This window comes from Pirellulales bacterium (genome assembly GCA_033762255.1).
In the GTDB taxonomy this organism is placed as follows: Bacteria; Planctomycetota; Planctomycetia; order Pirellulales; family JALHPA01; genus JANRLT01.
On record JANRLT010000025.1, the window covers coordinates 23,153 to 45,421 of the forward strand.

At 55.4% G+C, this 22,269-nt stretch carries 22 protein-coding genes; 10 read left to right on the forward strand and 12 right to left on the reverse strand.

Going from position 1 to position 22,269, the window contains the following annotated elements:
• Positions 1 to 181 precede the first annotated feature (181 nt).
• The 5 genes from leuC (at position 182) to SFX18_07595 (ending at position 3,550) form a co-directional block, all read left to right on the forward strand.
• Complete coding sequence (gene leuC, locus SFX18_07575; GenBank protein MDX1962996.1) at positions 182 to 1,612, forward strand: 3-isopropylmalate dehydratase large subunit; 1,431 nt, start codon at positions 182 to 184, stop codon at positions 1,610 to 1,612.
• A 52-nt stretch (positions 1,613 to 1,664) separates the two neighbouring features.
• Positions 1,665 to 2,006: a hypothetical protein gene (locus SFX18_07580; GenBank protein MDX1962997.1), complete on the forward strand. Its 342-nt coding sequence runs from the start codon at positions 1,665 to 1,667 to the stop codon at positions 2,004 to 2,006.
• A gap of 95 nt (positions 2,007 to 2,101) precedes the next feature.
• Positions 2,102 to 2,593, forward strand: coding sequence for a hypothetical protein (locus SFX18_07585; GenBank protein MDX1962998.1), 492 nt, complete (start codon positions 2,102 to 2,104; stop codon positions 2,591 to 2,593).
• Positions 2,594 to 2,705: 112 nt separating this feature from the next.
• The gene (leuD, locus tag SFX18_07590) at positions 2,706 to 3,302 is read left to right on the forward strand and encodes a 3-isopropylmalate dehydratase small subunit (protein ID MDX1962999.1); all 597 of its coding nucleotides are present in this window, start codon (positions 2,706 to 2,708) and stop codon (positions 3,300 to 3,302) included.
• Between the two features lie 62 nt (positions 3,303 to 3,364).
• A complete protein-coding gene (locus SFX18_07595; protein ID MDX1963000.1) occupies positions 3,365 to 3,550 on the forward strand; it encodes an addiction module protein in 186 nt (61 codons plus the stop codon).
• Between the two features lie 74 nt (positions 3,551 to 3,624).
• Here the strand turns inward: SFX18_07595 and SFX18_07600 are convergent, their stop codons facing one another.
• Complete coding sequence (locus tag SFX18_07600) at positions 3,625 to 4,329, reverse strand: hypothetical protein (GenBank protein MDX1963001.1); 705 nt, start codon at positions 4,327 to 4,329, stop codon at positions 3,625 to 3,627.
• 305 nt (positions 4,330 to 4,634) lie between these two features.
• On the opposite strand from SFX18_07600, the gene SFX18_07605 reads away from it, so the two are divergent.
• Both SFX18_07605 and SFX18_07610 read left to right on the forward strand, forming a co-directional pair.
• A complete protein-coding gene (locus SFX18_07605) occupies positions 4,635 to 7,043 on the forward strand; it encodes a fused MFS/spermidine synthase (protein MDX1963002.1) in 2,409 nt (802 codons plus the stop codon).
• 119 nt (positions 7,044 to 7,162) lie between these two features.
• Positions 7,163 to 7,750, forward strand: a complete 588-nt coding sequence (locus tag SFX18_07610; protein MDX1963003.1) for a PSP1 C-terminal domain-containing protein — start codon at positions 7,163 to 7,165, stop codon at positions 7,748 to 7,750.
• Here the strand turns inward: SFX18_07610 and SFX18_07615 are convergent.
• Entirely contained in the window at positions 7,743 to 9,221 is a 1,479-nt protein-coding gene (locus SFX18_07615; GenBank protein MDX1963004.1) for a hypothetical protein, read from the reverse strand. The genes SFX18_07610 and SFX18_07615 overlap by 8 nt on opposite strands.
• 295 nt (positions 9,222 to 9,516) lie before the next feature.
• On the opposite strand from SFX18_07615, the gene SFX18_07620 reads away from it, so the two are divergent.
• Entirely contained in the window at positions 9,517 to 10,944 is a 1,428-nt protein-coding gene (locus tag SFX18_07620; GenBank protein ID MDX1963005.1) for a hypothetical protein, read from the forward strand.
• A gap of 47 nt (positions 10,945 to 10,991) precedes the next feature.
• On the opposite strand, the gene SFX18_07625 is transcribed toward SFX18_07620, so the two are convergent.
• From SFX18_07625 to SFX18_07635, 3 genes are all read right to left on the reverse strand, one after another.
• Positions 10,992 to 12,020 carry a tRNA-dihydrouridine synthase gene (locus SFX18_07625; GenBank protein MDX1963006.1) on the reverse strand — a complete coding sequence of 343 codons (1,029 nt, stop codon included), beginning with the start codon at positions 12,018 to 12,020 and terminating at the stop codon, positions 10,992 to 10,994.
• 147 nt (positions 12,021 to 12,167) lie between these two features.
• A complete protein-coding gene (locus SFX18_07630; GenBank protein MDX1963007.1) occupies positions 12,168 to 14,270 on the reverse strand; it encodes a hypothetical protein in 2,103 nt (700 codons plus the stop codon).
• Positions 14,271 to 14,365: 95 nt separating this feature from the next.
• Complete coding sequence (locus tag SFX18_07635) at positions 14,366 to 14,512, reverse strand: hypothetical protein (GenBank protein ID MDX1963008.1); 147 nt, start codon at positions 14,510 to 14,512, stop codon at positions 14,366 to 14,368.
• A gap of 37 nt (positions 14,513 to 14,549) precedes the next feature.
• Between SFX18_07635 and SFX18_07640 the strand changes: the two genes are divergently transcribed.
• Entirely contained in the window at positions 14,550 to 14,981 is a 432-nt protein-coding gene (locus tag SFX18_07640) for a helix-hairpin-helix domain-containing protein (GenBank protein MDX1963009.1), read from the forward strand.
• 91 nt (positions 14,982 to 15,072) lie between these two features.
• A complete protein-coding gene (locus SFX18_07645; GenBank protein ID MDX1963010.1) occupies positions 15,073 to 16,239 on the forward strand; it encodes a thiolase family protein in 1,167 nt (388 codons plus the stop codon).
• Positions 16,240 to 16,357: 118 nt separating this feature from the next.
• Here SFX18_07645 and SFX18_07650 read toward each other — a convergent pair whose 3' ends face one another.
• The 7 genes from SFX18_07650 to SFX18_07680 all read right to left on the reverse strand — a co-directional run bounded on the left by SFX18_07650 (position 16,358) and on the right by SFX18_07680 (position 22,229).
• Positions 16,358 to 17,320 carry a hypothetical protein gene (locus SFX18_07650; protein ID MDX1963011.1) on the reverse strand — a complete coding sequence of 321 codons (963 nt, stop codon included), beginning with the start codon at positions 17,318 to 17,320 and terminating at the stop codon, positions 16,358 to 16,360.
• A 418-nt stretch (positions 17,321 to 17,738) separates the two neighbouring features.
• Positions 17,739 to 17,897 carry a hypothetical protein gene (locus SFX18_07655; protein MDX1963012.1) on the reverse strand — a complete coding sequence of 53 codons (159 nt, stop codon included), beginning with the start codon at positions 17,895 to 17,897 and terminating at the stop codon, positions 17,739 to 17,741.
• Positions 17,898 to 18,050: 153 nt separating this feature from the next.
• Complete coding sequence (locus SFX18_07660; protein ID MDX1963013.1) at positions 18,051 to 18,836, reverse strand: hypothetical protein; 786 nt, start codon at positions 18,834 to 18,836, stop codon at positions 18,051 to 18,053.
• Positions 18,837 to 18,892: 56 nt separating this feature from the next.
• Complete coding sequence (locus SFX18_07665) at positions 18,893 to 19,699, reverse strand: hypothetical protein (GenBank protein ID MDX1963014.1); 807 nt, start codon at positions 19,697 to 19,699, stop codon at positions 18,893 to 18,895.
• A gap of 38 nt (positions 19,700 to 19,737) precedes the next feature.
• Positions 19,738 to 20,526 carry a hypothetical protein gene (locus tag SFX18_07670; protein MDX1963015.1) on the reverse strand — a complete coding sequence of 263 codons (789 nt, stop codon included), beginning with the start codon at positions 20,524 to 20,526 and terminating at the stop codon, positions 19,738 to 19,740.
• A complete protein-coding gene (locus SFX18_07675; protein MDX1963016.1) occupies positions 20,523 to 21,299 on the reverse strand; it encodes a hypothetical protein in 777 nt (258 codons plus the stop codon). The genes SFX18_07670 and SFX18_07675 overlap by 4 nt, the downstream gene beginning before the upstream one ends.
• Positions 21,300 to 21,374: 75 nt before the next feature.
• Complete coding sequence (locus SFX18_07680) at positions 21,375 to 22,229, reverse strand: hypothetical protein (protein ID MDX1963017.1); 855 nt, start codon at positions 22,227 to 22,229, stop codon at positions 21,375 to 21,377.
• Positions 22,230 to 22,269 lie beyond the last annotated feature (40 nt).

Below are 22,269 nucleotides of genomic sequence, written 5' to 3' on the forward strand. Positions count from 1 at the left end.
CAAAACTAGGGTGCCGGTCATGTTTTCCCATCTTCCCCAGACCTGACATTGGGCGGGAATTTTGCTTAAAATATGTCAAAGTCGATCATACCAACGCAATTTTTGCTAAAAATTGCCTTAAGTTTGCCGTCCGACGCCGATACACACTCATTACTTTACTTTTTTTGTCAGGTTTGCCGCCATGAGCAATGTTTCACCCCCCCAGCCGCGCACGATGTTTCAAAAGATATGGGACCGGCATGTGGTGCTGGCGGAACCGGGGAAGCAGGCGATTTTGTACATCGACTTGCATCTGGTGCATGAGGTGACCAGCCCCCAGGCGTTTGAAGGACTGCGTTTGGCGGGTCGCCGCGTCCGTCGTCCTGAACGGACGGTCGCCACGCCGGACCATAACGTCCCCACGTCCGACCGGCGGCTGCCGATCGCCGATCCCATTTCCAAACAGCAAATCGACACTCTGCGCAACAATTGCCGGGAATTTGGCATCCGGCTATACGATCTGAATGATCCGCAGCAGGGAATTGTGCATATCATTGGGCCGGAACTGGGGTTGACCCAGCCTGGCATGACAATTGTCTGCGGCGATAGCCACACGGCCACGCACGGGGCGTTTGGCGCGTTGGCCTTTGGCATCGGCACGAGCGAAGTCGAGCATGTGCTGGCAACGCAAACACTGCTCCAGTCCCTGCCCAAGACGCTCGAACTGCGCGTGGATGGGCGACTGGCTCCCGGTGTCACGGCCAAGGACCTCATTTTGTATCTCATTGGCCAGATCACCACCGACGGCGGTACCGGCTATGTCATTGAATACACGGGCGATGTTATCCGCAACCTGGGCATGGAGGAGCGCATGACCGTCTGCAATATGTCGATCGAGGCGGGAGCCCGCGCGGGTCTGATCGCCCCGGACGAAAAAACGTTTGCCTATGTGCGTGGACGGCAATTTGCCCCCAGCGGCGCGGATTTTGACGCGGCGGTGGCGCAGTGGCGCACGCTGCCCAGCGATCCCGGGGCGGGTTATGACAAATCGCTGGTTTTTCAGGGGGGGGATATTACGCCCCAAATCACCTGGGGGACCAATCCGGGCCAGGTCGTCCCGGTCACGGCCAAAGTCCCCGCCCCACAGGACTTTACCGACGAAACCGAACGCAAAACCACCGCCCGCGCGCTCGAGTACATGGGCCTGAGCGCGGGGACGCCGATGACAGCGCTCGAACTGGACCGGGTGTTTATTGGTTCGTGCACCAATGGCCGGATCGAGGATTTGCGCGCCGCGGCGGCGATTATCAAGGGTTATAAAGTGAGCGACCGGGTGAGCGCGATGGTGGTGCCGGGCAGTGGTACGGTCAAAAAGCAGGCGGAAGCGGAGGGACTGGACCGGATCTTTAAGGAAGCGGGCTTTGACTGGCGGGAGGCGGGGTGCAGCATGTGCCTGGGGATGAATCCGGACATCTTGACGCCGGGTCAGCGCTGCGCGTCAACCAGCAACCGCAACTTTGAGGGTCGGCAGGGCAAAGGGGGCCGGACGCACCTGGTCAGTCCGGCAATGGCCGCGGCGGCGGCGGTGCGGGGGCACTTTGTGGATATCCGGGAGTGGGAATATAGGGGGTAAAGAGGGGGATAATGAAGATAGCAAAAGTTACATTTGAAAAAGGGCTACTTGAATGCCGTTGATGTATCGTTCTATGCTGGAAAATGGCGGAAAACCTGCTGTTGGCAGTTCAAAAAAGCATTTAGGAGTGATAACTCTTGGCAAATATGCTGATATTGAAGCTGATACCGCGGGTTGGGTCCATCCCCTTACAGGAGGTATGTCGGTAAGTCCCGATTTACAAAATTTACCCCAGCATCGCGTCCCTATGAGATTGAAAAGACTTTTTTCAGCAGCGAGCGGAAAAAACAACTTGTATGTATGGTGCCTGGGGAGCGGTGATTTCAGCGATGCTGAAATTAGCAATAATTTAAGATTACGAGTGGACAAACCCGCAGAGCACGGGATCGTTTAACCAAGTCATTCCATGCCGCAAGTTGAATATGAACAGTCAATTGCAATCACTCGGCCACAATGGCGACTAGCCGATGAGGAAGAAGGGATTTTATCATGAATAATACCCAGTTCGTAACATCACCAAGCTTTGTGGAGTATGTTGAATTGCTTGTGCAATTGCACAGTATGATTAGCACCGGTAAAGGAGATGGTGAGGAGGCGGAGAATTTGCGTGATCAAATGGATGGACCCTGGGAAAGTTTGACTAAGGAGCAGATTGAAATCACCAACGGCCTCTCCGCCGATCTATACACGATCGACCAGGCCCCCCACCCTCCCGAGACTGAGACGGATAGCGACCGGTTATTGCCGCAGATTCAAGAACTGCACAAACAAGGCCAGAGGCTGGAGCTTTTGACATTCCTCCGCGCGCACCAAGCCGAGCTGAACGTCAATGTGCTGGATTACCTGCGGGCGGAATGCTGGTTGCATTTGGGCTTTCCGGCGGTGGCAGAGGAATTCACTCAGTCCCACGTGCGCCGCGGGACACTTGATTCCAGCTGGCTGGCCAGCATTTTGCCTGGGGAGCTTACGCAGCAACCGTAAGTCTAGTTTTTAACTTTTATTTCTCCCGTCTCCCATCTCCCCCCTCCCGTCCCTCATCTCCACCACCAACTCCTCACTACCCACTCCTCACTACCCACTCCCCCTGCCCCCCATGCAATCCTTCACCAAACACACCGGCTTGGTTGCCCCGATGGACCGGGCCAATGTCGACACCGATCAGATCATCCCCAAGCAGTTCCTTAAACGGATCGAGCGGACCGGCTTTGGCCAGTACCTGTTTTTTGATTGGCGGTTCCATGATGACGGGACTGATAATCCCGACTTTGAACTCAATCGCCCCCAGTATCGTGGTGCCAGCGTGCTTCTCACCCGCCGCAATTTTGGCTGCGGTTCTAGTCGCGAACATGCCCCCTGGGCGCTTGCGGATTACGGCTTTCGCGTGTTGATTGCCCCCAGCTTTGCCGATATTTTTTATAACAACTGTTTTAAGAACGGCATTCTGCCCATTCGCCTGACCGAGGATCAGGTCGAGGATCTGTTTCAGCGGGGGGCCAAATTCGCGGGGTATGAGTTAACCGCCGATCTGGCGGAACAGACGCTGACCGACAATCACGGCTTGCTGATTTCATTTACGGTGGAGCCATTTCGGCGGCATTGCCTGCTGCATGGGCTGGACGATATCGGCCTGACATTGCAAAACGAGGCCGCCATCCGCGCTTATGAAACGGCGAACGGCATTGGCGTGTAAACAAAGCCGACGATGGTATCGTCGGTGCAATATGACTCGTTGCTTTTCATCGCGAGGAAATCATGCAATTGAGTCTAGCCCAATTCGGTATCGAACAACTGAACCCGGACCAACGTCTGGAGCTTATTGAATTGATTTGGGATAGCCTTCCCGAAACCACACGAGATAATCCGCCCGCTTGGCATTTAGAGGTGCTGCAAGAACGCCTGGACGAAGCGGATGCAAAACCCAACGCGAGTGAGCCTTAAATTTTCCTCCTCCCCATGTTTGATTTTGTGCCAAGACTTGTGCTAAGATCCCTGGTCTGTTTGCCCCATACCGTTCATTTCATAGGCGGTGTGGGTGCCGCCGCGGGCGAGGCCGCTTTATGATTCACGTCTCCACCATTTGCCGCCCCCCCGCTCCCGGTGACTTTGCGGTAATATTTGACAAAGCTCGCCCCCAAGGGGCCTAATGCCACACGTTGTCGCACATTGCCCCGCGCTGTAGGTACCGCATTTTCAGAATTAACACCTGCGGGGGCGTCCCGCGGCGTTAACTTGACGGCAGCCGTGTCCGCTGGTAACAGTGGTCCCGCCCAGGCATTTTGCAAATCAACCAGCACGATCAGTGCCGTGTCATGATCAGCAAAGCTGAGCGCATACTCCGGCGCGACAGGCCTGTTTGTTGCGTCGCTTTGCCAGTCAAACTGATCATCCACTAAAAACGCATTGCGTAAATGCACCAGCCCCGGAGCCGTGCTCAGGTCATGCCGCTGGACGATGCGATAATCCGCGTCATTAACCGAGAGCAGATTATTTACCGACGGGTTGTCATCCGCATTCCCATTTGCCACGCTCGCCGACACGTTTACGGGCTCCAGCCGCCAAACTTCCACCCGCGGGGCGATGCGTATCATCCGACCCGCGGCCCCCCCCCAAAAGTTCATCGCTTGCCGACCCACCCAACCGTTCCACCACACGCCGACGGTTCCGGCGATCATTCCCAAAAGGACAAAAGTGGCGATAATCCAGGGGCCGCGGGCCATAGTTAAAGTTTCCGTGTTAGGCAAGATTGGACGGGCAAGCTGGGCAAATAAAAACGCCAGTCAGCATTTGTATGTGAAAATTTGATGAAAATCGCCGTTAGTTGTTATCAAAGTGAGGGCAAGGGCGTCTAAAGTGTCCGCTTCCACGCCATGCGCTTTATAATGGCGGCTACACTTTTCATTCTAAGTCCTCCACGCAAAATAGTTGAGACATGGCAGAGTCAAAAACTGAGGAAAACAGAAAAACGGTTCCGCCTAGCCATCCAAAATCCGCTCACAAACAGACGGCACCGTCCCCCTCTCGTTTGCCTGCGAAACACACGCAGCCCCCGGCCTGGACGCTCGTCTGGTGGTTGGCGGCTACAATTTTTGTTAGTGCGTTGTTGCTCTTTCAGGTTCAGCCGCTCATCAGCAAATTTATCCTTCCCTGGTATGGCGGCAGTCCGGCGGTCTGGACTACGGCCATGCTGTTCTTTCAGTGCGTGCTGTTTTTGGGTTATTTATACGCACATCTGGCCGCCCGGCATCTTAGCCCGCGGCAGCAACTCTTGACGCAAGGGGGATTATTGCTTTTGGCCGCCGTGTTGGCCTGGTGGGTGGTGCCGCCGGACTCGCTCAAGCCCACGGGCGAAGAAAATCCCACCCTCAGCATCCTAGGCCTGCTATCGTTGAGCGTGGGCTTGCCTTATTTTTTGCTTTCCACCACGGGCCCCCTGGTTCAGACTTGGTTCAGCCGGGCCTATCCGGGGCAGTCACCCTATCGGCTGTTTGCGCTTTCCAACTTTGGGTCCCTGTTGGCGTTGTTGTCGTTTCCGTTCTTGTTTGAGCCGTATTGGGAACTGCCGACATTGGGCAGATTTTGGATGGTGGGGTTTTGGGTGTTTGTCGGCTTATGGCTCTGGACCGCCTGGCAAGTGGCAAAGCTGCGGACCGCGGGCGAAGCCCATCATTTCGCGGGACCTGAATCCGAGAAAGGGACGGACACGAGGGACGAAACGCGCACTCCTGGGTGGCGGCCCGCCGCTTGGCTGGCTTTGCCCGCGGTGGCGTCGCTGGTATTTATCGCCACTGCCAATGAGGTGAGCCACAATGTCGCGCCGACGCCATTTTTGTGGATCGTGCCGCTGGCCCTGTATTTGTTGACGTTTATTATCGCCTTTGACCATCCCGCCTGGTATGTCCGCGGGTGGTGGGCTCCGTTGTGCGCGGCGGCGATTATGACCTTGGCCATTTATCAAAAGCTGGCGGATTGGCTCTGGCAAGCGGTGGTGTACGAAAGCGTCAGTTCCGCCGCGCAAGGCTGGTTTAAGCAACGGCCCGATGGCTGGCATTTGGATATGGAATTGACCTATGTGCCGCAGGTCGGTTTGATCTTTGCCACGATGTTTCTGATGTGCCTGGTTTGTCACGGAGAATTGGTCCGCCTCCGTCCCGCCAATCCCCGCGATTTGACCAAATTTTACCTGCTAATTTCCGCGGGAGGGGCGTGCGGGGGGTTGTTTATCAGCTTTGTGGCGACAAATTTCTTTGATGATTACTACGAATGGCCGATCGGACTGGCGATCTGTTTGGGGATTGCCATTTTGGTTTGTTGGCGGGAATATGCCAATTGGCGGCCAGCAAATAATTCTAACCGCTGGCAAGGGGCGCTCGGTTTTGGCCTGGCCGCGTGTGTCGGTTGGGGTTTGCTGGCGTATGGCGTGGATCCGTGGAACTGGTTTGGCGGCGGTTCCACAAATAACGCGCATACGACCACGCAAACCCTTTTTAAAGCGCGAAATTTTTACGGGACTGTCGGTGTCTATGAGGATCTCTTTTTAGGTGAATTATCCCCCGAGCAAAATGGGGGCATTGCCCGCTCTCCCCGCGATAACAATCGCCGTTTTAAAAGCGGCGCGATCCTGCATGGCCAGCAGTTTATGTCCCCCGACCGGCGGAACGAGCCGCTCACGTACTACGATCCCCAGTCGGGCGTGGGGCAGGCGCTAACGCATCTGTTGCGGTCAAATCCGCGGCGACCCATCAAATTTGCGGTGATCGGCTTGGGGGTTGGCTCGTTGGCCGCCTATGCGCGGGGAGGGGAAACACTGCCGGATGGAGAGTCGCGCGGGGCGGATGAATGCGTCATGTACGAAATTAATCCCTTGGTGGAACGGATCGCGCGGGAACATTTTTGGTATCTCGGCGATTATGCCCAGCGAACCGGTCGGCCGTTGGAGGTGCGGTTGGGAGACGCGCGGCTCACCATGGAACGAGAGGCCCCCCAGGGTTATGACCTGATTGTGCTCGATGCGTTTAGCGGCGATTCCATACCCGCCCACTTGCTGACGCGCGAGGCGTTTGAGATTTATCGGCGGCATTTGCGAAAGGATGCCAATGGCCGTCCCGCGGGTTGCCTCGCGGTGCATATTACCAATAGCTACCTCAACCTTTATCCGGTGGCAAAGAACGCCGCGCGGGGAGTGTTGGATATGGACTATCGCAGCGTGTACCGCGAATCCCGGCGGCGGGATTATGTGCAGCGGAGCCACTATTTTATCATTAGCAATGACGCGGCGCTCTTGGCGGCGGTGCCAACCGTACCGCGCCGCCGCGCGCAGGTTGATCCGCGCACCGGACAATTGGTTGAGGTGGTCGTGGATTACGATTGGCCGGAAATCCCCATCTGGACCGACCATTACAGCAACTTGTTTAAAATTTTGCTCGCGGACTGAGAACCCACCAACGGCAGGCGGGGCGGTTTGGGCCAGTTACCGGCTACCCCCCCTCTGTGGGCCTGTATTAAACCGATTTGACGCTTGGTTTTTCTGGTTTGACAACCTAAATTGGAACTATGTCAAGGTTTCATTATTTACGCGTGGGGAATCTGGGCCATGTGGGCCGGTTTACCGCGGTGGACGCGGTGAGTTATCCACGCGGCAGCCGGGTCATTGCGCGCACGCGGCGGGGTTTAGAGGTGGCCGAGGTGCTGGCCCCCGCCCCGGACCTCTTTACAGCACATAGTGGCGAAAGTGCCACGGGGCATGGAAGTGATGGGTCGATCCTGCGCGGCGTAACCGTCGAAGATGAGTTGTTGATCGCGCGGCTGGAACGGCGGAAGCTGACCGCCATCGCCGAATGCGAAAATCTGCTGCGGCAAGAACAACTCGATGCGACACTGATGGATGTCGAGGTGCTCTTTGACGGGAGCGCGATTTACTTTCACTTTTTGGGGGATGTCCCGGCATCCGTGGCGGACCTGACGGAAAAGCTGGCGGTGCAATACGATACGGTCGCCCAACTGACCCAATTTGGCGAGACACTGGCCGCGGGCTGCGGGCCGGATTGCGGAACGGAAGCCGCCGCTGGCCATGGCGGATGCGCAAGCTGCGCCACGGGTTGTGCCATTGCCAGTGCCTGTGATACGCGGCGGGCTAAGTAATTCTCTCGGCAATGATGGCCACAACGCGGTTATTCTGGCTAGTCAGCAACAGAACCACTGGTTGCAGATCCCCCGCGGCGCTCCCCGCCGCCAGCTGTTGACGCACATCCTCGGGGCGGAGTGGAACTCCCCGTTTTTTGATTTCCGCCACATATCGACGATTTTCCTTTAGCCAGGCTCGCACTGGACCGGCTCTCCAGGGTAGGACCGCTAACACGCCAAAGCAACTACAAAGGGGATGACGCCGAGACGTCGCTGCGCTGTAGTAGGCAACTTCCGGCACAACTTGTCCCCAATCCCATTGACGCGCGAACGCTCCGCCCAAGTCCGCGGCCAAGATCGCCGGATCAGGCTCGTATAAATAAGGCCCCCAGGTCTCTGATGGTGCCGCGCTCAACCCCGGTTCACCCACAAATGAATACGCCGCATACCGACACCACGAATCGGCAAAGAAATTCGTTCGCATGCCTTGATTAGGGTGAAAAGCAGATTCCCCATATCCCAGTGCCTGCGTCTCTCGCCTCCCTTCTCCCGCCTCCCACCTCTCTTCTCCCGCCTCTCGCCTCCCATCTCCCGCCTCTCCCCGCTCCGCCACGATCCGCGTTGCCACATGGTGACCGCTGGCGTAGCTCCAGTCGCCCAGCCAGACCAATTGTTGCCGGCATTCCCGCCGTGTGCTGATCCATTCCCGCGTTTGCGGCTCAGCTAACTCGGCTATCCGCGGCGCGGCGGGGGCTCCCTTGATCACGCCGGTGGGTGAGTTCGCCACCAACTGTTGCAAAAAGGCGCCATCCGGACTGTGCCATTGCCACTCGGTGGTGCGGGAGCCTGCCGGTCGACGGTCGGGGTCAATATGCCAGTTCTGTATTTCGCCAAGGCAAATCCGTTCCACCGGCTGATGCAGGATGGCAAGCCGTGACAAATTCAAAGTTGGTTCCTCCCGGCGCAGCAGTTCTACCCAGCGGACGGCGTTTTCACGGGCAATCAGGGCCGTCAGTTCATCCGCTTCGTACCCCGTCACCGAAAAATACCGGGCGAATCCCCAGGCATCCCCCCCCAGTCCACAGCAAAGATCATGCAAGGGTAAACTCGCCCCGCGCAATGGTTGCCATTCCGGCCCCATAGCGTTGTGCAAAGTTTCCGCCCCGCCGGCAAAAAAGGCAGCCGCGCGATACCCCTTATAGGCGGCAATGGCCGCGTCGCTGGCTTGCTCCAAGGCCCGGCGGGTCCAAAAAAGCTGGTCCCCCCAGGGAAATTTGCGCAAGGCGGTTTGCCGCAGCGTCATTTGCTCTAGAACTAAATTTGCCTGGGGAGGAGCCAGGTCTTTTCGCAGTTGGGAAAGCAGCCGGAGCGGTTCAACACCCGCCTGCGCCAAATTTTCCGCCCGCAGCAGGGCGGCCTCTCCCGCCGGTCCAAAAAGCCACCGCCATGTTGCCAAATCGCCACATTCCGCTGGAAATTGCATCGCCATGACAAAAACGCCCGATTTCCCGCCGAGGGTGTGGCAAATTGTTTGACACGCCTCTAGCCGTCAAATTATGATAAAGGAATCTCTGCGAGGCGGGAAAGGTGGCGGCGGGCACAAAATTTGCGGACATGTTTCCGCTCATTGCCCCTGTCATGCTTTACCCCCGCGGCGGACTTATCCTGTTTGTATCTACTGATTCTCTGGCACACCCCGGAACAAAACCTGTTGTGGACTCACAGCGGTTGGGTGGGCGAGCGGGTTACATAAAGCATCCCCAGCAATAAAAGAGGTACCGGTCATGGCTGCCCGTGAAAATCAAGGTTTGCAAATTGCGCTCATCATCTTTGTCATGCTGACAATTGTGCTAGCCGTCACCACGTACCTGGGCTTTGACAATTGGAAGCAAACCAAGGTCAGTCTGGAAGAGACCAACAAAAAAGCCGAGTTGGCTGAATCCCTGGCCGCTAAAAAGACCAGCGAGCGCAATGAACTAGTGGAATATCTGGGCCACAAAGCCGAGGACAAGCACGAAGACATCATGGCCAAGGTGGGTGAAGCGCTCAAGGCTTACAGCGCTTTTTCGGAAAAGAAGGTGCAGCAAACCATCACGGATTACAGCAAGCTGGCCGCGGAATTAAACAAGGCCCTCAAGGCCAAGGATGAAACCATCAACAGCCTCAACGATGACAATCTAAAGAAAGACGCCACCTATAAGGAAGAAGTGGGCAAGCTGGACGCCGCCAAAAAAGAAGTGGAAGCCAACTTTGCCACGTTGCAAAAGAAGTATACCGACAACGAGACCGAATATAAAACCAACCGTACCGAATGGGACAAATATAAAACCGACACCAACACGCAGATCAATGAACTGCAGGCGCAACTTGTGGCGGCTAATGACAAGGTTACTAATTTACAAAAGCAGCTTGTCGCTAAAGACAAATTTTACCAGGACATTGTGAAACAGCAGCGCAAAGAAATAGAAAAAATTGCCGATCCCCGTCCGACATTGACCGATGGCAAGATCGTGTATGTGGACGAGCGCTCGCACGAGGCGTACGTCAATATCGGCTTTGATGATAACTTGCAGCGCCGTGTCAGCTTTAGCGTCTATTCCAATGAGACCAACGACACCGCCTCCGCCCAAAAGAAAGGGGCGATCGAGGTGATCGAGGTCATCGGCCCCAAATTTGCCAAGGCCCGCATCCTGGAAAATAGCGTCTCTGACCCGATCATGCCGGGGGACTTTATCGATTCGCAGTTGTGGTATCCCGGCAAACAGCAAAAATTCGCGATCGCCGGACTGATCGACTTTGACAAGGATGGCGTCAGCGACCGGGCCCAACTGCGGGATATTATTTCCGCCAACGGCGGCGTGGTGGTGGCCGACGTCAACGAAAAGGGAGACTTCATCGGTCAGATCACCAGTGACACGGCAAGCCTGATTCTGGGGACGCAACCCGATGATCGTTCCGATCCCAAGTTGGTAAAAGCCTGGGGCGATATCAAAAAAGATGCCCAGAAGTTTGGTATTGGTGAAGTCAACCTGGATAAATTCCTGGATAGCGTGGGCTATACCCCGCAATCGCAAAGCGTGGCCACCCAGCCGCAATCGGGGGCGACACTGATTCCCGGCCGTCCCCGGTTAAAGGATGGTTCGCCGGACATCGTCAATCCGAACTTTCGCCCCCGCGTCCCCCCCGCCGCGGGCAAGAACGGAGCGTTTTAGTCAATTAAGAATGAAAAATTAAGAATTTAATTCTTAATTTCTAATTTTTAATTCTTAATTAATTTCACCCCAGCTTCCGTCCGCGGAAAGTATTCTTCTAGCACGCCCAGGAATTCCTCCGCCGTTTCCACGCGGGAGATCCGTCCGCGAAATTCCCTCGCCCCGGCCCGCCCCTGAGCGTAGCACGTGGCGAATTTGCGCATCAGCATGGTTCCCCGCTCGTCGCCAAAGCGTTCCCGCACCAATTCATAGTGCCAGCGAATGAGGGCCCGTTCTTCTTCGGGCGTGGGGTCGGGTGGGATTGGTTCTCCCCGCAGGGCCGCCGCCGCCTGGGCGTACAGCCAGGGCTTGGCCAGGGCCGCGCGGGCGATCATCACGCCGTCCACGCCATAAGCGTCAAAGGCCCGCACCACGGCCTGGGGCGTGGCCAAGTCGCCATTGCCAATCAGCGGCATCCGCCGCAGGTGGGTCTTGATCTCAGCAATGCGGTCCCAATCGGCGGAACCGGTAAAAAAGTCCGCTGCCACCCGCCCATGCACCGTCAGGGCGGCGGCGCCGGCCTGTTCGACAATTTGGGCCACTTCGCAGCCGACCAGCTTATCGCGCGTGCAGCCCAGACGGATTTTGGCGGTGACGGGGGTCGGAGCGCAGGCGGCTACGACCCGTTCAACGATCCGGCCAATCCGGTCCGGTTCTCGCAGCAGATACGATCCGCTGTGCGCCTTGGCGGTCACTTGCTTGACCGGGCAACCAAAATTGATATCCACCACGCTGACCAAAAACTCGCGGGCCAGCTTTTGACCGACGGCGGCCAGGGTTTCGGGGTCGTTATCCCAAATTTGCACGGCCAGGGGGCGGGGTTCATCGCGAATCCCCCACAAGCGGTCGGGATATTCGTTTTCATGGGCTTCCAACCAGAGAAAACCCTGCGCGGCGATCATCTCGGTCGCTTGCAGGCCGACGCCGCCAAACTGCCGCACGATCTGGCGAAAGGCATAATTAGTAAAGCCCGCCATCGGAGCCTGAAGGATCGGCGGATCAACGATCAACGGGCCGATGTGCAGGGGAAGGGGCATGGGGAAATGCAGAATGATGAATGATGAAGTATGAATGCAGAATAGTGAATACAGAATGTTAATGTTCAATGCACTCGATGGAATGCTATCCTTAGTCGTAATCTCAAATCTCAAATCTGTAATTTGAAATCTGTAATTTGTAATTACCTATTTCTGTTTGAGGACGCTTTTCAGGTTGGCGCCGTTGCCGCTCCCCTCCACAAACGTCGTCCGCTGCACGGGATTTTCCGCCGGGGCGCTCTCCCCGCCGCTCCAGTCATCCGCCAAGGTCGGTTGGCGGGCGCTATAATTGACCCGGTCCAGACCCGCCGCCGCGTTTGACGCCGCCCGTAGTTGGGCTCGATTGGGCGTGCGCACCAGCCGCTGGGCCAGGTCCTCGGGCGTGATGCGGGTATCGATGACATTCATCGTGTAATCGGTAATGTCCCCGTTATAATCCCGCACCGCTGCCAAAAACGCCCGCCGCTGTTTTACCAATTGCTCATAGGCCAGCACCACAAACTGCGCATCGCCTTTGCGATCCTGGTATTCCTTTAAAATTTGGTCAAACGCGTTCCAGTTCATTTTTATGGCAAACGCGCGAAAATTAATCGTGTCCCGCTTCAGATCGATCGTGCTGGCAATCGATTGCAGCCGCGCTGGCGGCCGCCGATCAGAAAAAATCTCGTCAATCCGCGTGCGATAGGTCCCCACCAAGGGGACATCCACCGCTAACGGAAGTTCGCCCGGCCCGTTGCCCATGCCCATGAGCACCGCCAATTCATGCTGGGCCGAGATCGCGCTCGCCTTGGTCTCTAGCCGCCGGGCCAGGGCCGCGTTGATCGCCGCGGCCATGTACTGCTGCTGGGTCGGGTCCATCCCCGTCAAACCGGCGTTTTTTTGGGCCAAATCCGCGGCATGCCGTAATTGATAAAATTCTTCCGTCGCCCAGTGGTATTCGGCCATGGCGGCGGCCAAGGTCCAGTACCCCTTGAGCAGCTTGATCCGCCGCTCGCGATCGCCAGCCACGCGCAAGAGATCCTCAATGGCAACCAATTTGCCACTGAGGGCTTGGTCCTCGGGAAATGTCGCTTGCTGAAAGGCCAATTGCGCCCCGCGTAACAGCGTGTCGGAATCGCGCGAGGCGGCCTTGATTGACTCGGTATTGTTGGCGTCCGCGGCCAGTTGCGGATTGTCCGAAACTACGCCGTTTGACTGGGAAAACGTCGCTGTGGCCGGATTATCCCGGACCAGGCCGTTATTTGCATCCCGCAAATTATTAAGGGGCCCGGTAGTCCCCGCGCCCCGATTGACAGGGCCGGCGGCATCCAGACTTATTCCATTAGGATTCACATTCCGATTAAGCGGCCCGGGGGGAGTGGCTGCGGGATTATTATTAAGCGGATTTTGATTGTTGGCGTTGGCCCCCAAAACACCAGGATTGTTCGGTGGACCCGCGGGCGTGTTCAGGCCGCTATAATTTGTCCCAATTTGATACGCCGTCCATTCCATCGCCGTCCCGGGAAAGCGCAATTCTACCCGATCTGGCGGCAGCGGCCGCAGTACGGTAAAGCGTTCTTGCTCGGGTGTGACATCCGCAGCCAAGGTGGGCTGGGAGGGGGCAGGCTCGCGAGACTTGTTATTGTCTAAATTAGCGTTGTTTTTATTGGCCACCACTTCATTTTTTGTGGAATTGTCCGGCGAATCACTGTCGGTTGATTCATTGTCCGGCGAATCACTGTCTGTTGATTCTTTTTCCGCCGTGGTCGCTGGTGGGGCCGTTGGAGATGTCGCGGCGCTTTTAGCTAATTCCGGGGACTGGGCCAAGGGTGAGGCGGTAATCTTGATTGCGTCATTTCGCGGGGCCACTCCTTCATGGGTGGGCGCTGGTTCGGCTGGCTGCTCGACGGTGGCGGCTTTGACCAGGTCTTTTTCCGGGGAATTGGCCGTCCCCGGAGAAACCGGCGACTTATTTGATTTATCGACTGCACTGGCGGCGACGGTCAGGTTCTCTGGCGCGGCTGGCTTTTGTCGAAACGCGGCAAATTCCGCTTCCAATTGCGCCTTGGTCTTTTTCTGGGTTCGCGGTTCCACCTGCGGCAAGTCATCATGACTAGGTTGGACCGCTTCCACATCCGAGGGGAGTTCGGGGTTCAAATTTGCCTGGGTGCCCGTGTTTGTCGTGGAGGGATTGCGGCGATAATACTCCATCACCCCCCCCGCCAAAACCGCCGCGCTAACCAACCCACCCGCCAAATAATATCGAAGCATGGCCCACATCCCGGAAATTTGCAAAAGATTTGCCGCAACGCCTTATCTTTTGTTTTAATTGAGCTAAGCGGAATTTAACAGTCATTTTCATTTTATCACTGGGGAAAATCCCGCGAGCTGGGGGGATTTTCCTGTTGATTTGGAGTAAGCTGGCAATTTTCCCCGGTTGTATTCCCAGCGGGATATTCGCCCGCCAAGGCCAAGAATTGCCCGCGAATGACGACCGGGGATGATTCCATCATCACGAATTTTTCAATTTGGCAAAACAGGGCAAGTTGTATGGCTGGCGTTCCCAATGACAAACCCCCTTCCGCCGCGACCAGCCCCCCTGCCCCCAGCTTGGTGGAACTGTTGACGCTTTCTTCCGTCGGGCAGGCCTTTTTAACGGGATGCGTTGGCCTGGGCCTAATAGTAATGGCAGTCTGGGCTGTTTGGCGGCAAACCCAACCGGCGGGAGTGGTCGACCTGGACCAGCGGCCCAGCCGTCCCTTGCGGTTGCTGGTGGATGTGAATCAGGCGGACTGGGCAGAGTTAACACTATTGCCCGAGATTGGCCCCAAGACCGCGCGGGCGATTGTCACCGAACGAACCGAGCGGGGGCGATTTCGCGGACCAGCAGACTTTGACCGTCGAATCAAGGGAATTGGCCCCAAGACGATGACCAAACTACTGCCGTATGTCACCGGATGGGAGGAAACGGAAAAAAACTAGCCCGCAGTGTCAACCATTTTATCCAAACACCAAAAACCATCATCCAAAAACCAAACTCCACTCCTCCAAACTCCACTCCTCCCCTCCCCCCATGTCCCCCAACACGCCCGTCATTATTGACGCTGTCCGTACGCCCCTCGGCCGGGCGCATCCCGACAAAGGCTGCTACCGCCAGGTCAGCTCCCTCGAGTTGGGAACACGCGTTGTCCAGGGACTGCTCGTGCGCACGGGCATCCCCCCCGAAACGATCGAAGACCTCCTTTGCGGCTGTGCCCAACAAAGTGGCGAGCAAGGGGGCAACCTGGGCCGGGTACTCGCCCTGGCCGCGGGACTCCCTTTTTCTGTCGCCGGGGCGACCGTCAATCGCTGGTGCGGCTCCAGTCTAGAGGCCCTGGCTCAGGCGGCTTGGGCGATTCGTGCCGGCGACAAACAGGCCCAAATTGTCGCTGGCGTGGAACATATGCACCATTGCCCCGTGGAAGGAAATTGGGACATCCCCCCCGAATTACTCCAGGTCACCAGCCGCGCCGCCCTGCACATGGGCCTGACGGCGGAGTTCTTGGCCGCTAGCCGAAACATTTCCCGCAACGCCCAGGATGAGTACGCGCTACAATCGCACCTACGGGGTGCGGCCGCGTATCAGGCGGGGCACTTTGCCGCGGAATTGGTCGCTGTGCCTGGACATGACGCCGCCGGTAACGCCCTGCAAATCGACCGTGACCAGGGGGTGCGCGCTCAAACCAGTCTGGACCAATTGGCGGCGTTGCCACCCGCGTTTCAACCCACGGGGGGAACGGTGACCGCGGGAAACAGCTCTCCCCGCAGTGACGGCGCGGCCGCGCTCCTGGTCATGTCGCTAGCGCAAGCGAGGGAACTAGGCCTGCGTCCGCTGGCGGCAATTATGGCGGCTAGTGTTGTCGGCGTTCCCCCCGCGCTCATGGGGACAGGTCCCGTTCCGGCGGTGGAAAAACTGCTCCAGAGGACGGGATTAGCGCTAGCCGACTTTGACCACATCGAACTCAACGAGGCGTTTGCCGCGCAGGCGTTGGCCTGTATCGCGGATTTGCGGTTGCCGGTGGAAAAAACCAATCCGCTGGGAGGGGCGATTGCGCTGGGCCACCCATTGGGGGCCTCTGGAGCGCGAATAGTCACCAGCTTGGTTCACGCCCTGCATCGGACCGACGGCCGCTATGGCCTGGCGACCATGTGCATCGGTCTAGGCCAAGGGATTGCCCTGGCCGTGGAGCGAATGGATTAGCTGGCGAGTGAAACGTCCCCGCTATGACGACCTTTGGCGACAATATACACCGCGTCACGCGACGGCAATTTATGGGAAGCTAAGCGCTATTCCCGATGCGCGTCCCCTTGCTTGTTGTCTAATATCGTAAAATGAGATCAAACGTAAAGCGGTTGTGCAGCAAATCCTCTTCGTCGGTTACAGGCAATTCATAGGCCACACCCAGTTCGTTATAAGAACCAAACCGTTTTTTGAGGCCGAACGCCATCGTTACGATATCCAACCCCGCGACATTGGCCGATCCCAGGTTATACAGGTCCAGGCCATTGATCCCCGGCACCCCTCCCGCGGCCGTATCGCTCATGTAGTGATACCAGTTTAACTCGCCAAAGGCGTACCACGTCGGCGCAAACTGATAATCGATGTGGTGCGACCAATAGAAAACCTGGTTTTCCGATTGGCGATCGCCTGGCAAGCGTAAACCTGTCGCCGTGAGATAGTGCCAGTTACCCCAAAATTCTTGACCGGCGGTCAAAAACAGGTTGTACTCCCCATCGCCATTCCCCTGCAGCGCGCGGGTTGAACCGACGGGCAATTCCAAAGAGACCCCGCCGCTGACGATGGTTTGGGTCGTGGGATCTCCATAAATCAGATACTTTAAGCCCAACCCGACATCCGCCCAACCATCGTCGGCAAACCCCACGTCATCGCCATAAAAGATAAAACCATCCTTGTTGGCAATCAACGACAGCCGTTCGGTCAGTTTGGCGCGCAATTGCAAGGCGATCAGATCGACATCCCCTCCGCCCAGCAATTCCGGCAGCGTATGATGTATATAAATCAGCCTGGCTTCGGTGAGCATGCGGGGGTCTTCAAAGAAGACCGGGTTGGTCATCGGACTAATAAAGTCCTGATAACAAACGTCGCTCGGTTGAATAAGATCACAGATCGACCAAGGCTGGGCGCATTCCGGGCACGCCTGGCAAGCCTCGCACACGTCGTATCCGCCGGGAACTTGGGCCGAAAGCGTGACTGCTCCCAGCGTCAACCCGCCCCCCAGGATCACTGCGGACAAAAGTTTATTTAGTAGACGTCGGGACATACGGCAAACTCCTCCGTGAAATGATTTTGCGCGCCTAATAGGCCGCCGCCATGATTTTCCGCCCCCGGGATCATCGCGGCTGCACCCGCCGCGCGGCGGCTATGGATGTATTTCGTCTCTGCTGGCTGCAATTTAAATAAAGAAAATATTGACCCGCAGAGTTTAACAGTCCGGCACATAACCCCATGCCAGATGCCATGTTACGAGCCTAAAGTGTGCCATAAAGCACAGTTGCGAGGGAGATGACTGGGTGTGTCCGTCTGGGTGGCGGGAGTACGAGCACTGTGCGGAGAGAAGAGAGGCGAGAGACGGGAGGATGACGGGGGAATATGACACGCCAAACCTGGAGGAGGCAACTCCGTTGCCGAAATGGGTTCGATTTATCTTAATTCTGACATCTGCATTCATCCTTCTGCATTTACAAGCACCAGTCCCCGCGCGCACAATTCCACTCCCGCGCCAACAGTGTCAGCTCTTCCCTGCTGGCTGGGCGTTGGTTTTCCTCCGCGCGGCCCACCGGCACGGGCGGGCCTAACTCCACCACCTGCGGCGCGGCGTAGGGGTTTTCGGGGGGCATGGGGAATCCGAATGGGAAAGGCGAAATTGAGAATTAGGAATCAGGGACAACCAACATACAAAGCCGCCGATGGCATCGGCGGACGCCGTCGGGGAGTTGGCGGCATAACGGTAAAAAATTCCGCAATCAATTTGTCACTCAACGATTCAACGCTTACTGCAAATTTTGCAAAAATGTCAGATTCACCGGCGGCGGTTGAACTTGCAGCATTTTCTGTATCCGGTCTTGCAGCATGTAAACGCATGATATTCTTAGAAAGAAATGGAGCGGGATCAAAATGAAGAGCATCACTAAACCGGCGTCAAAAATCCTTTCAATATATGCCTCAAAAAGATGATCTACATTTATAAATATAGGAAATGCTAAGAGCATGGCCAGCAACGTGGCGGATAGGCCATACCTGGCCAACTGGATGCAAAGTTTGGCATTTTGGCACCGCAGGTGATCCGCAACCCGCGACCAATAGACCAGTTCGCAACCGTTGGCAATCAAATAGCTGGCAATCAGCACGATGAACCAGAGAAGGAAATTCTGGCCGTGACTGTTTATTCGGGGTAATACGACTATCCCAGCGGCAAACCAAACAACCGGGCGCAGCAGAGTGGCAATGCCCAGCAGGCCCGCGCTGGAAAAATGCCGCGATCCCGCCCGGCACTGCCACCAGCCAGAAATCTGTAGAATCACCGGAGCAAACACCAATATCCCAATGCTAATGCCCCCCAGCCACTTAGCCCAAGCAGAAAAAATTACCGTGATAGGTAAGATCAACACTGGAATCAGTAAAACACTAGACATTCCCCACAGGCATAATTCGCACCCACGGGCCAGCTTCGCTAGTAACGGCCGCTCCTCCGGCGTCAAATCCCCCAGCGTCGCTACCCGCATGGGCGACTTCGTTTCCACAACCTGCGGCGCGGCGTAGGGATTTTCGGGGGGCATGGAAAAACCGATAAGTTGAAATTTTGTTGAAACTACCAACGCATGATGTTTCCAATCTACTGGTTGACGTTGCAGGTTGAGTGATCGGTTGGTGGCAATCCGTTAAGAATTTTCCACACTCCCGATTTGAGCCATAAACCTGCGACCAGCAGAAACAAAAAGGCAATGATATTACCAAATAGAAAAATTCCAAAGAGCGTTCTGAAGACATTGGTAATTGCAACCATAGGCGCATACAAGTTGCAAATTTCACAGCCCACAAATATCAGGCTTATCCCCAGCGAAATCCAGAACCAAATGGTCAAGTAAAACAGAACCAGTCCCGATTCTCTTTGTCGCAAGGTCCGCGCTACTTGGTAATAAAAGCGAGTTTCCAGCAGATAGCTATAGACAAACACGACATAAGCCAAGAGTGCAAAAAGGTTAAAAGTGATGATTCCATTTCGCCTTAAATAATTATCCAGTATTATAACGCCCAGGCATGGAATAAATGAAAATGTTATGCACGCAAACATGATGCCATAGACGTTTCTCAAATACGAAAATAACCGACCAAAGGGAACGTACATGAGCAATCCCACTCCACGCGGCAATTGTGTTGCAATTAAATGCACTAGTGGGGCATAATCTTCTGCTCTGCGTGGACGTAAGATCAGAGAGATTGCATATTCAAATATGCCCCAGATCAAAAGACAAGGGATGCTTAGAAAACAGAAAAATAATCCCCACGACAACAGTTTGAGCGATTCTGCGACTTCCGGTGTCATTACTAACTCTTTTGGCGCCTCGTCACTCAGCGAGACTGGCGATAGTTCCTCCAATGAAACTACCCGCGGCGATTCGTAAGGGTTATCGGGGGGCATTGTGTCAGTTCCAGCTATGAATAATGCGCCGGGTCAAATCAATTCGGTTGGGCATCCACTTTTGCCCGGACGCCTTGACCCCGGAAATAGCCCAAGCGACTCTGTAACAAACATAACGTGACAAGCATGGCCAGCGAGCGTCCCGACCAGGCCAGCAACAAAGACAACTCTTGCTGGCGGTAGCTATCACCACGAAAGGAAAGTCCGCATCCTCCCATCACCAAAGGATGTTGATAAAGCTCAACAAACATAGTCCAGAGCGGGTAAATACTAGCGATCAGGGCCAACAGCGAACTGAATTCCGCTGTGGCATAACGCAACGATAAGCAAATTCGCCAAAAAAACCAACTCTCGACGAACAAGGAAATCAGCAATAACAGAATTGGTATATGATAATAGGTTTTATAGAGCGTGATCACTTGATCCTGCATCTCCGTCAGTCCGGTAGACATTACCACCAACCATATAACAATCAGAAACTGCGCGAACCACAGCAACCAAGCATAACCATGCAAGCTGGCCCAACGCAGGCAAAATGCCAAGCCAACTAGCCGGGAAAGCTGGAAGGTGTATAAGCTAGTTGCCCGCAAGTCGCCCCAGAATTCCCCTGAGAAAGGAAATCGCCGCGACTGCCAGAATTGGTTGAGCAAAATAATCGTTAGTAACAGCAGGCAACAATAAACCCCGCCCAACAGCCACATACCCCCTTGGGCGTGCCGCAAAATGGCTTTTTTCTGGTGAGAAAGCGTGGAATTGGCGGCTGCCGGTTCCTGGGCCTGGGTCGGCGAAATCACGGGAGGCGGGGTTGGGGTGGTGTATTCGCTCATGGCTGGGACTGGTTATCGCGAGCTTGAATCATAAGCCGATACAGTTGACGATGAAGCTGCTGACCCAGGAGAGTCAGGCAAATGATGAAAATCCAGTACAAAAAGCCCAAAAACAAAACAATCAGCATGTAGAAAATGGCGTCCTCAAGTCTATGTGATCTGTTTTTCAGGATGGGAGCGAACAATAAGCATCCAGTCAGCAAAAGTCCAAATACGAACAGGAGTGCGGAAAATTCTCGCAGTCCCGACTCTCGAGCGTGCTTGCCCGTGATTTTGAACAATTGCCCATAAACCCGCGATTCCATAAAATAAGAAACAATGAGGCAAATGAACCCTCCCATGAAGAGCAAATAACACCATTCGATTGCAATCCGGTTAAGAAGCGTCATCAATAAACTTATCGTAAAGCTGATTATCCCATAAATAGCCAAGAGCAAGCTGTGAGCAGTCCCCTGAATGCCAAAGCCGACACCAATAAGCACCATTTTTTTAACTCCGACGATTCTATGAATTTGGATGCCTAGAAAAATGACCAGGAGCATACTGCTGCGTACTTCCCATTTAAATGCCAAATACGAGAGCCCAGCCCATAACAATGCCGGGTACAGGACAATGCAAATCAAGCTAAACTGGCAAAATCTCATGCCTACTATCAAACCGGGCAATGCGTTAAGCTGCCGTGCGGCCAATTGCGACGTCTCCGGCTGTTTGCCCACGCGCGATTCGGCACACGTTACTGTTTGCGGCGCGGCGTAGGGGTTTTCGGGGAGCATGGTAGCCTCTGCTTCCTAGGTTCGTTCGGGGCGACCGGCCCAAATTATCTATACTGACTTATACGTCAGTCGGCGTTAAATTTTGATGCAGGGTAAAGATTCATCGTCCGCCCTCTCCGCTTGCGGCAGCACTTGGTCGGTTTGCGTTTCGAGTTGCTCGTGCCGCAAAAAATCCATGCTCTTTGCGGAAGGTCGCGGGGGGAGTAACAATGTTTTAATCCGCGCCTGGAGTGTGAGCATCACCATGAGGAAGAGGCCATAACAAAGGAATGCCGCTAACATCAACAGATAACTTAAGAGTATCTCCCGGTTGTGAACTAGCTGCGATATTATTGGCAAAAACCCTTCGTTGCTAATCAACCGCAACAAGACCACCAACCCCATCACCGCCAACGTATATTGCAGACTGTGGGCGTTACCCCCGGCCGACCGAGAGCCTACACTCACGGCTATCCGCGACCATACTCCCATCTCCAGGACAATCCCGACGATTGCCACAAACAGAATTCCATAGACTATTCTGATCAACTCAACCGATGTCCAAAGTGACAGATTAAGACAGCCGAGGAATGACAAGCCCAAGAGTGTCACGCTTTTGAACAGTAATGCCGCACCGAGCAGTTGCTGGCATTGACGGCTTGACACTCCACGACAGCAAGCGATGAGCCCCATGACCAGCATTATTTGCAACAAGACCACCACCACCAACAGTCCCGTCACGCCCAAGAGTGGAAGGGTTTTCATGATCATTCGCGTGCATAAGACTGCCAGGGGAAATAAGAGAAAAATGGTTGTGCTGGCCATGTACAATTGCAATCCCTCACTCAGACTTTGGAGAGTGTGCCGTTGGTCATGAGTCATTGACAGCTGCATGTCCGGCTGTTGCTGCTGGACTGTCTGCGGCGCGGCGTAGGGGTTTTCGGGGAGCATGGGCAGGAGAATTCTGAAATATGAATGCTGAATGCAGAAT

Excerpts from the sequence above, each read along its gene's own strand:
- leuC (MDX1962996.1), top strand. The coding sequence starts at position 182 with ATGAGCAATGTTTCACCCCCCCAGCCGCGCACGATGTTTCAAAAGATA.
- SFX18_07580 (MDX1962997.1), top strand. The coding sequence starts at position 1,665 with ATGCCGTTGATGTATCGTTCTATGCTGGAAAATGGCGGAAAACCTGCT.
- SFX18_07585 (MDX1962998.1), top strand. The coding sequence starts at position 2,102 with ATGAATAATACCCAGTTCGTAACATCACCAAGCTTTGTGGAGTATGTT.
- leuD (MDX1962999.1), top strand. The coding sequence starts at position 2,706 with ATGCAATCCTTCACCAAACACACCGGCTTGGTTGCCCCGATGGACCGG.
- SFX18_07595 (MDX1963000.1), top strand. The coding sequence starts at position 3,365 with ATGCAATTGAGTCTAGCCCAATTCGGTATCGAACAACTGAACCCGGAC.
- SFX18_07600 (MDX1963001.1), bottom strand. The coding sequence starts at position 4,329 with ATGGCCCGCGGCCCCTGGATTATCGCCACTTTTGTCCTTTTGGGAATG.
- SFX18_07610 (MDX1963003.1), top strand. The coding sequence starts at position 7,163 with ATGTCAAGGTTTCATTATTTACGCGTGGGGAATCTGGGCCATGTGGGC.
- SFX18_07615 (MDX1963004.1), bottom strand. The coding sequence starts at position 9,221 with ATGGCGATGCAATTTCCAGCGGAATGTGGCGATTTGGCAACATGGCGG.
- SFX18_07620 (MDX1963005.1), top strand. The coding sequence starts at position 9,517 with ATGGCTGCCCGTGAAAATCAAGGTTTGCAAATTGCGCTCATCATCTTT.
- SFX18_07625 (MDX1963006.1), bottom strand. The coding sequence starts at position 12,020 with ATGCCCCTTCCCCTGCACATCGGCCCGTTGATCGTTGATCCGCCGATC.
- SFX18_07630 (MDX1963007.1), bottom strand. The coding sequence starts at position 14,270 with ATGCTTCGATATTATTTGGCGGGTGGGTTGGTTAGCGCGGCGGTTTTG.
- SFX18_07635 (MDX1963008.1), bottom strand. The coding sequence starts at position 14,512 with ATGATGGAATCATCCCCGGTCGTCATTCGCGGGCAATTCTTGGCCTTG.
- SFX18_07640 (MDX1963009.1), top strand. The coding sequence starts at position 14,550 with ATGGCTGGCGTTCCCAATGACAAACCCCCTTCCGCCGCGACCAGCCCC.
- SFX18_07645 (MDX1963010.1), top strand. The coding sequence starts at position 15,073 with ATGTCCCCCAACACGCCCGTCATTATTGACGCTGTCCGTACGCCCCTC.
- SFX18_07650 (MDX1963011.1), bottom strand. The coding sequence starts at position 17,320 with ATGTCCCGACGTCTACTAAATAAACTTTTGTCCGCAGTGATCCTGGGG.
- SFX18_07655 (MDX1963012.1), bottom strand. The coding sequence starts at position 17,897 with ATGCCCCCCGAAAACCCCTACGCCGCGCCGCAGGTGGTGGAGTTAGGC.
- SFX18_07660 (MDX1963013.1), bottom strand. The coding sequence starts at position 18,836 with ATGCCCCCCGAAAATCCCTACGCCGCGCCGCAGGTTGTGGAAACGAAG.
- SFX18_07665 (MDX1963014.1), bottom strand. The coding sequence starts at position 19,699 with ATGCCCCCCGATAACCCTTACGAATCGCCGCGGGTAGTTTCATTGGAG.
- SFX18_07670 (MDX1963015.1), bottom strand. The coding sequence starts at position 20,526 with ATGAGCGAATACACCACCCCAACCCCGCCTCCCGTGATTTCGCCGACC.
- SFX18_07675 (MDX1963016.1), bottom strand. The coding sequence starts at position 21,299 with ATGCTCCCCGAAAACCCCTACGCCGCGCCGCAAACAGTAACGTGTGCC.
- SFX18_07680 (MDX1963017.1), bottom strand. The coding sequence starts at position 22,229 with ATGCTCCCCGAAAACCCCTACGCCGCGCCGCAGACAGTCCAGCAGCAA.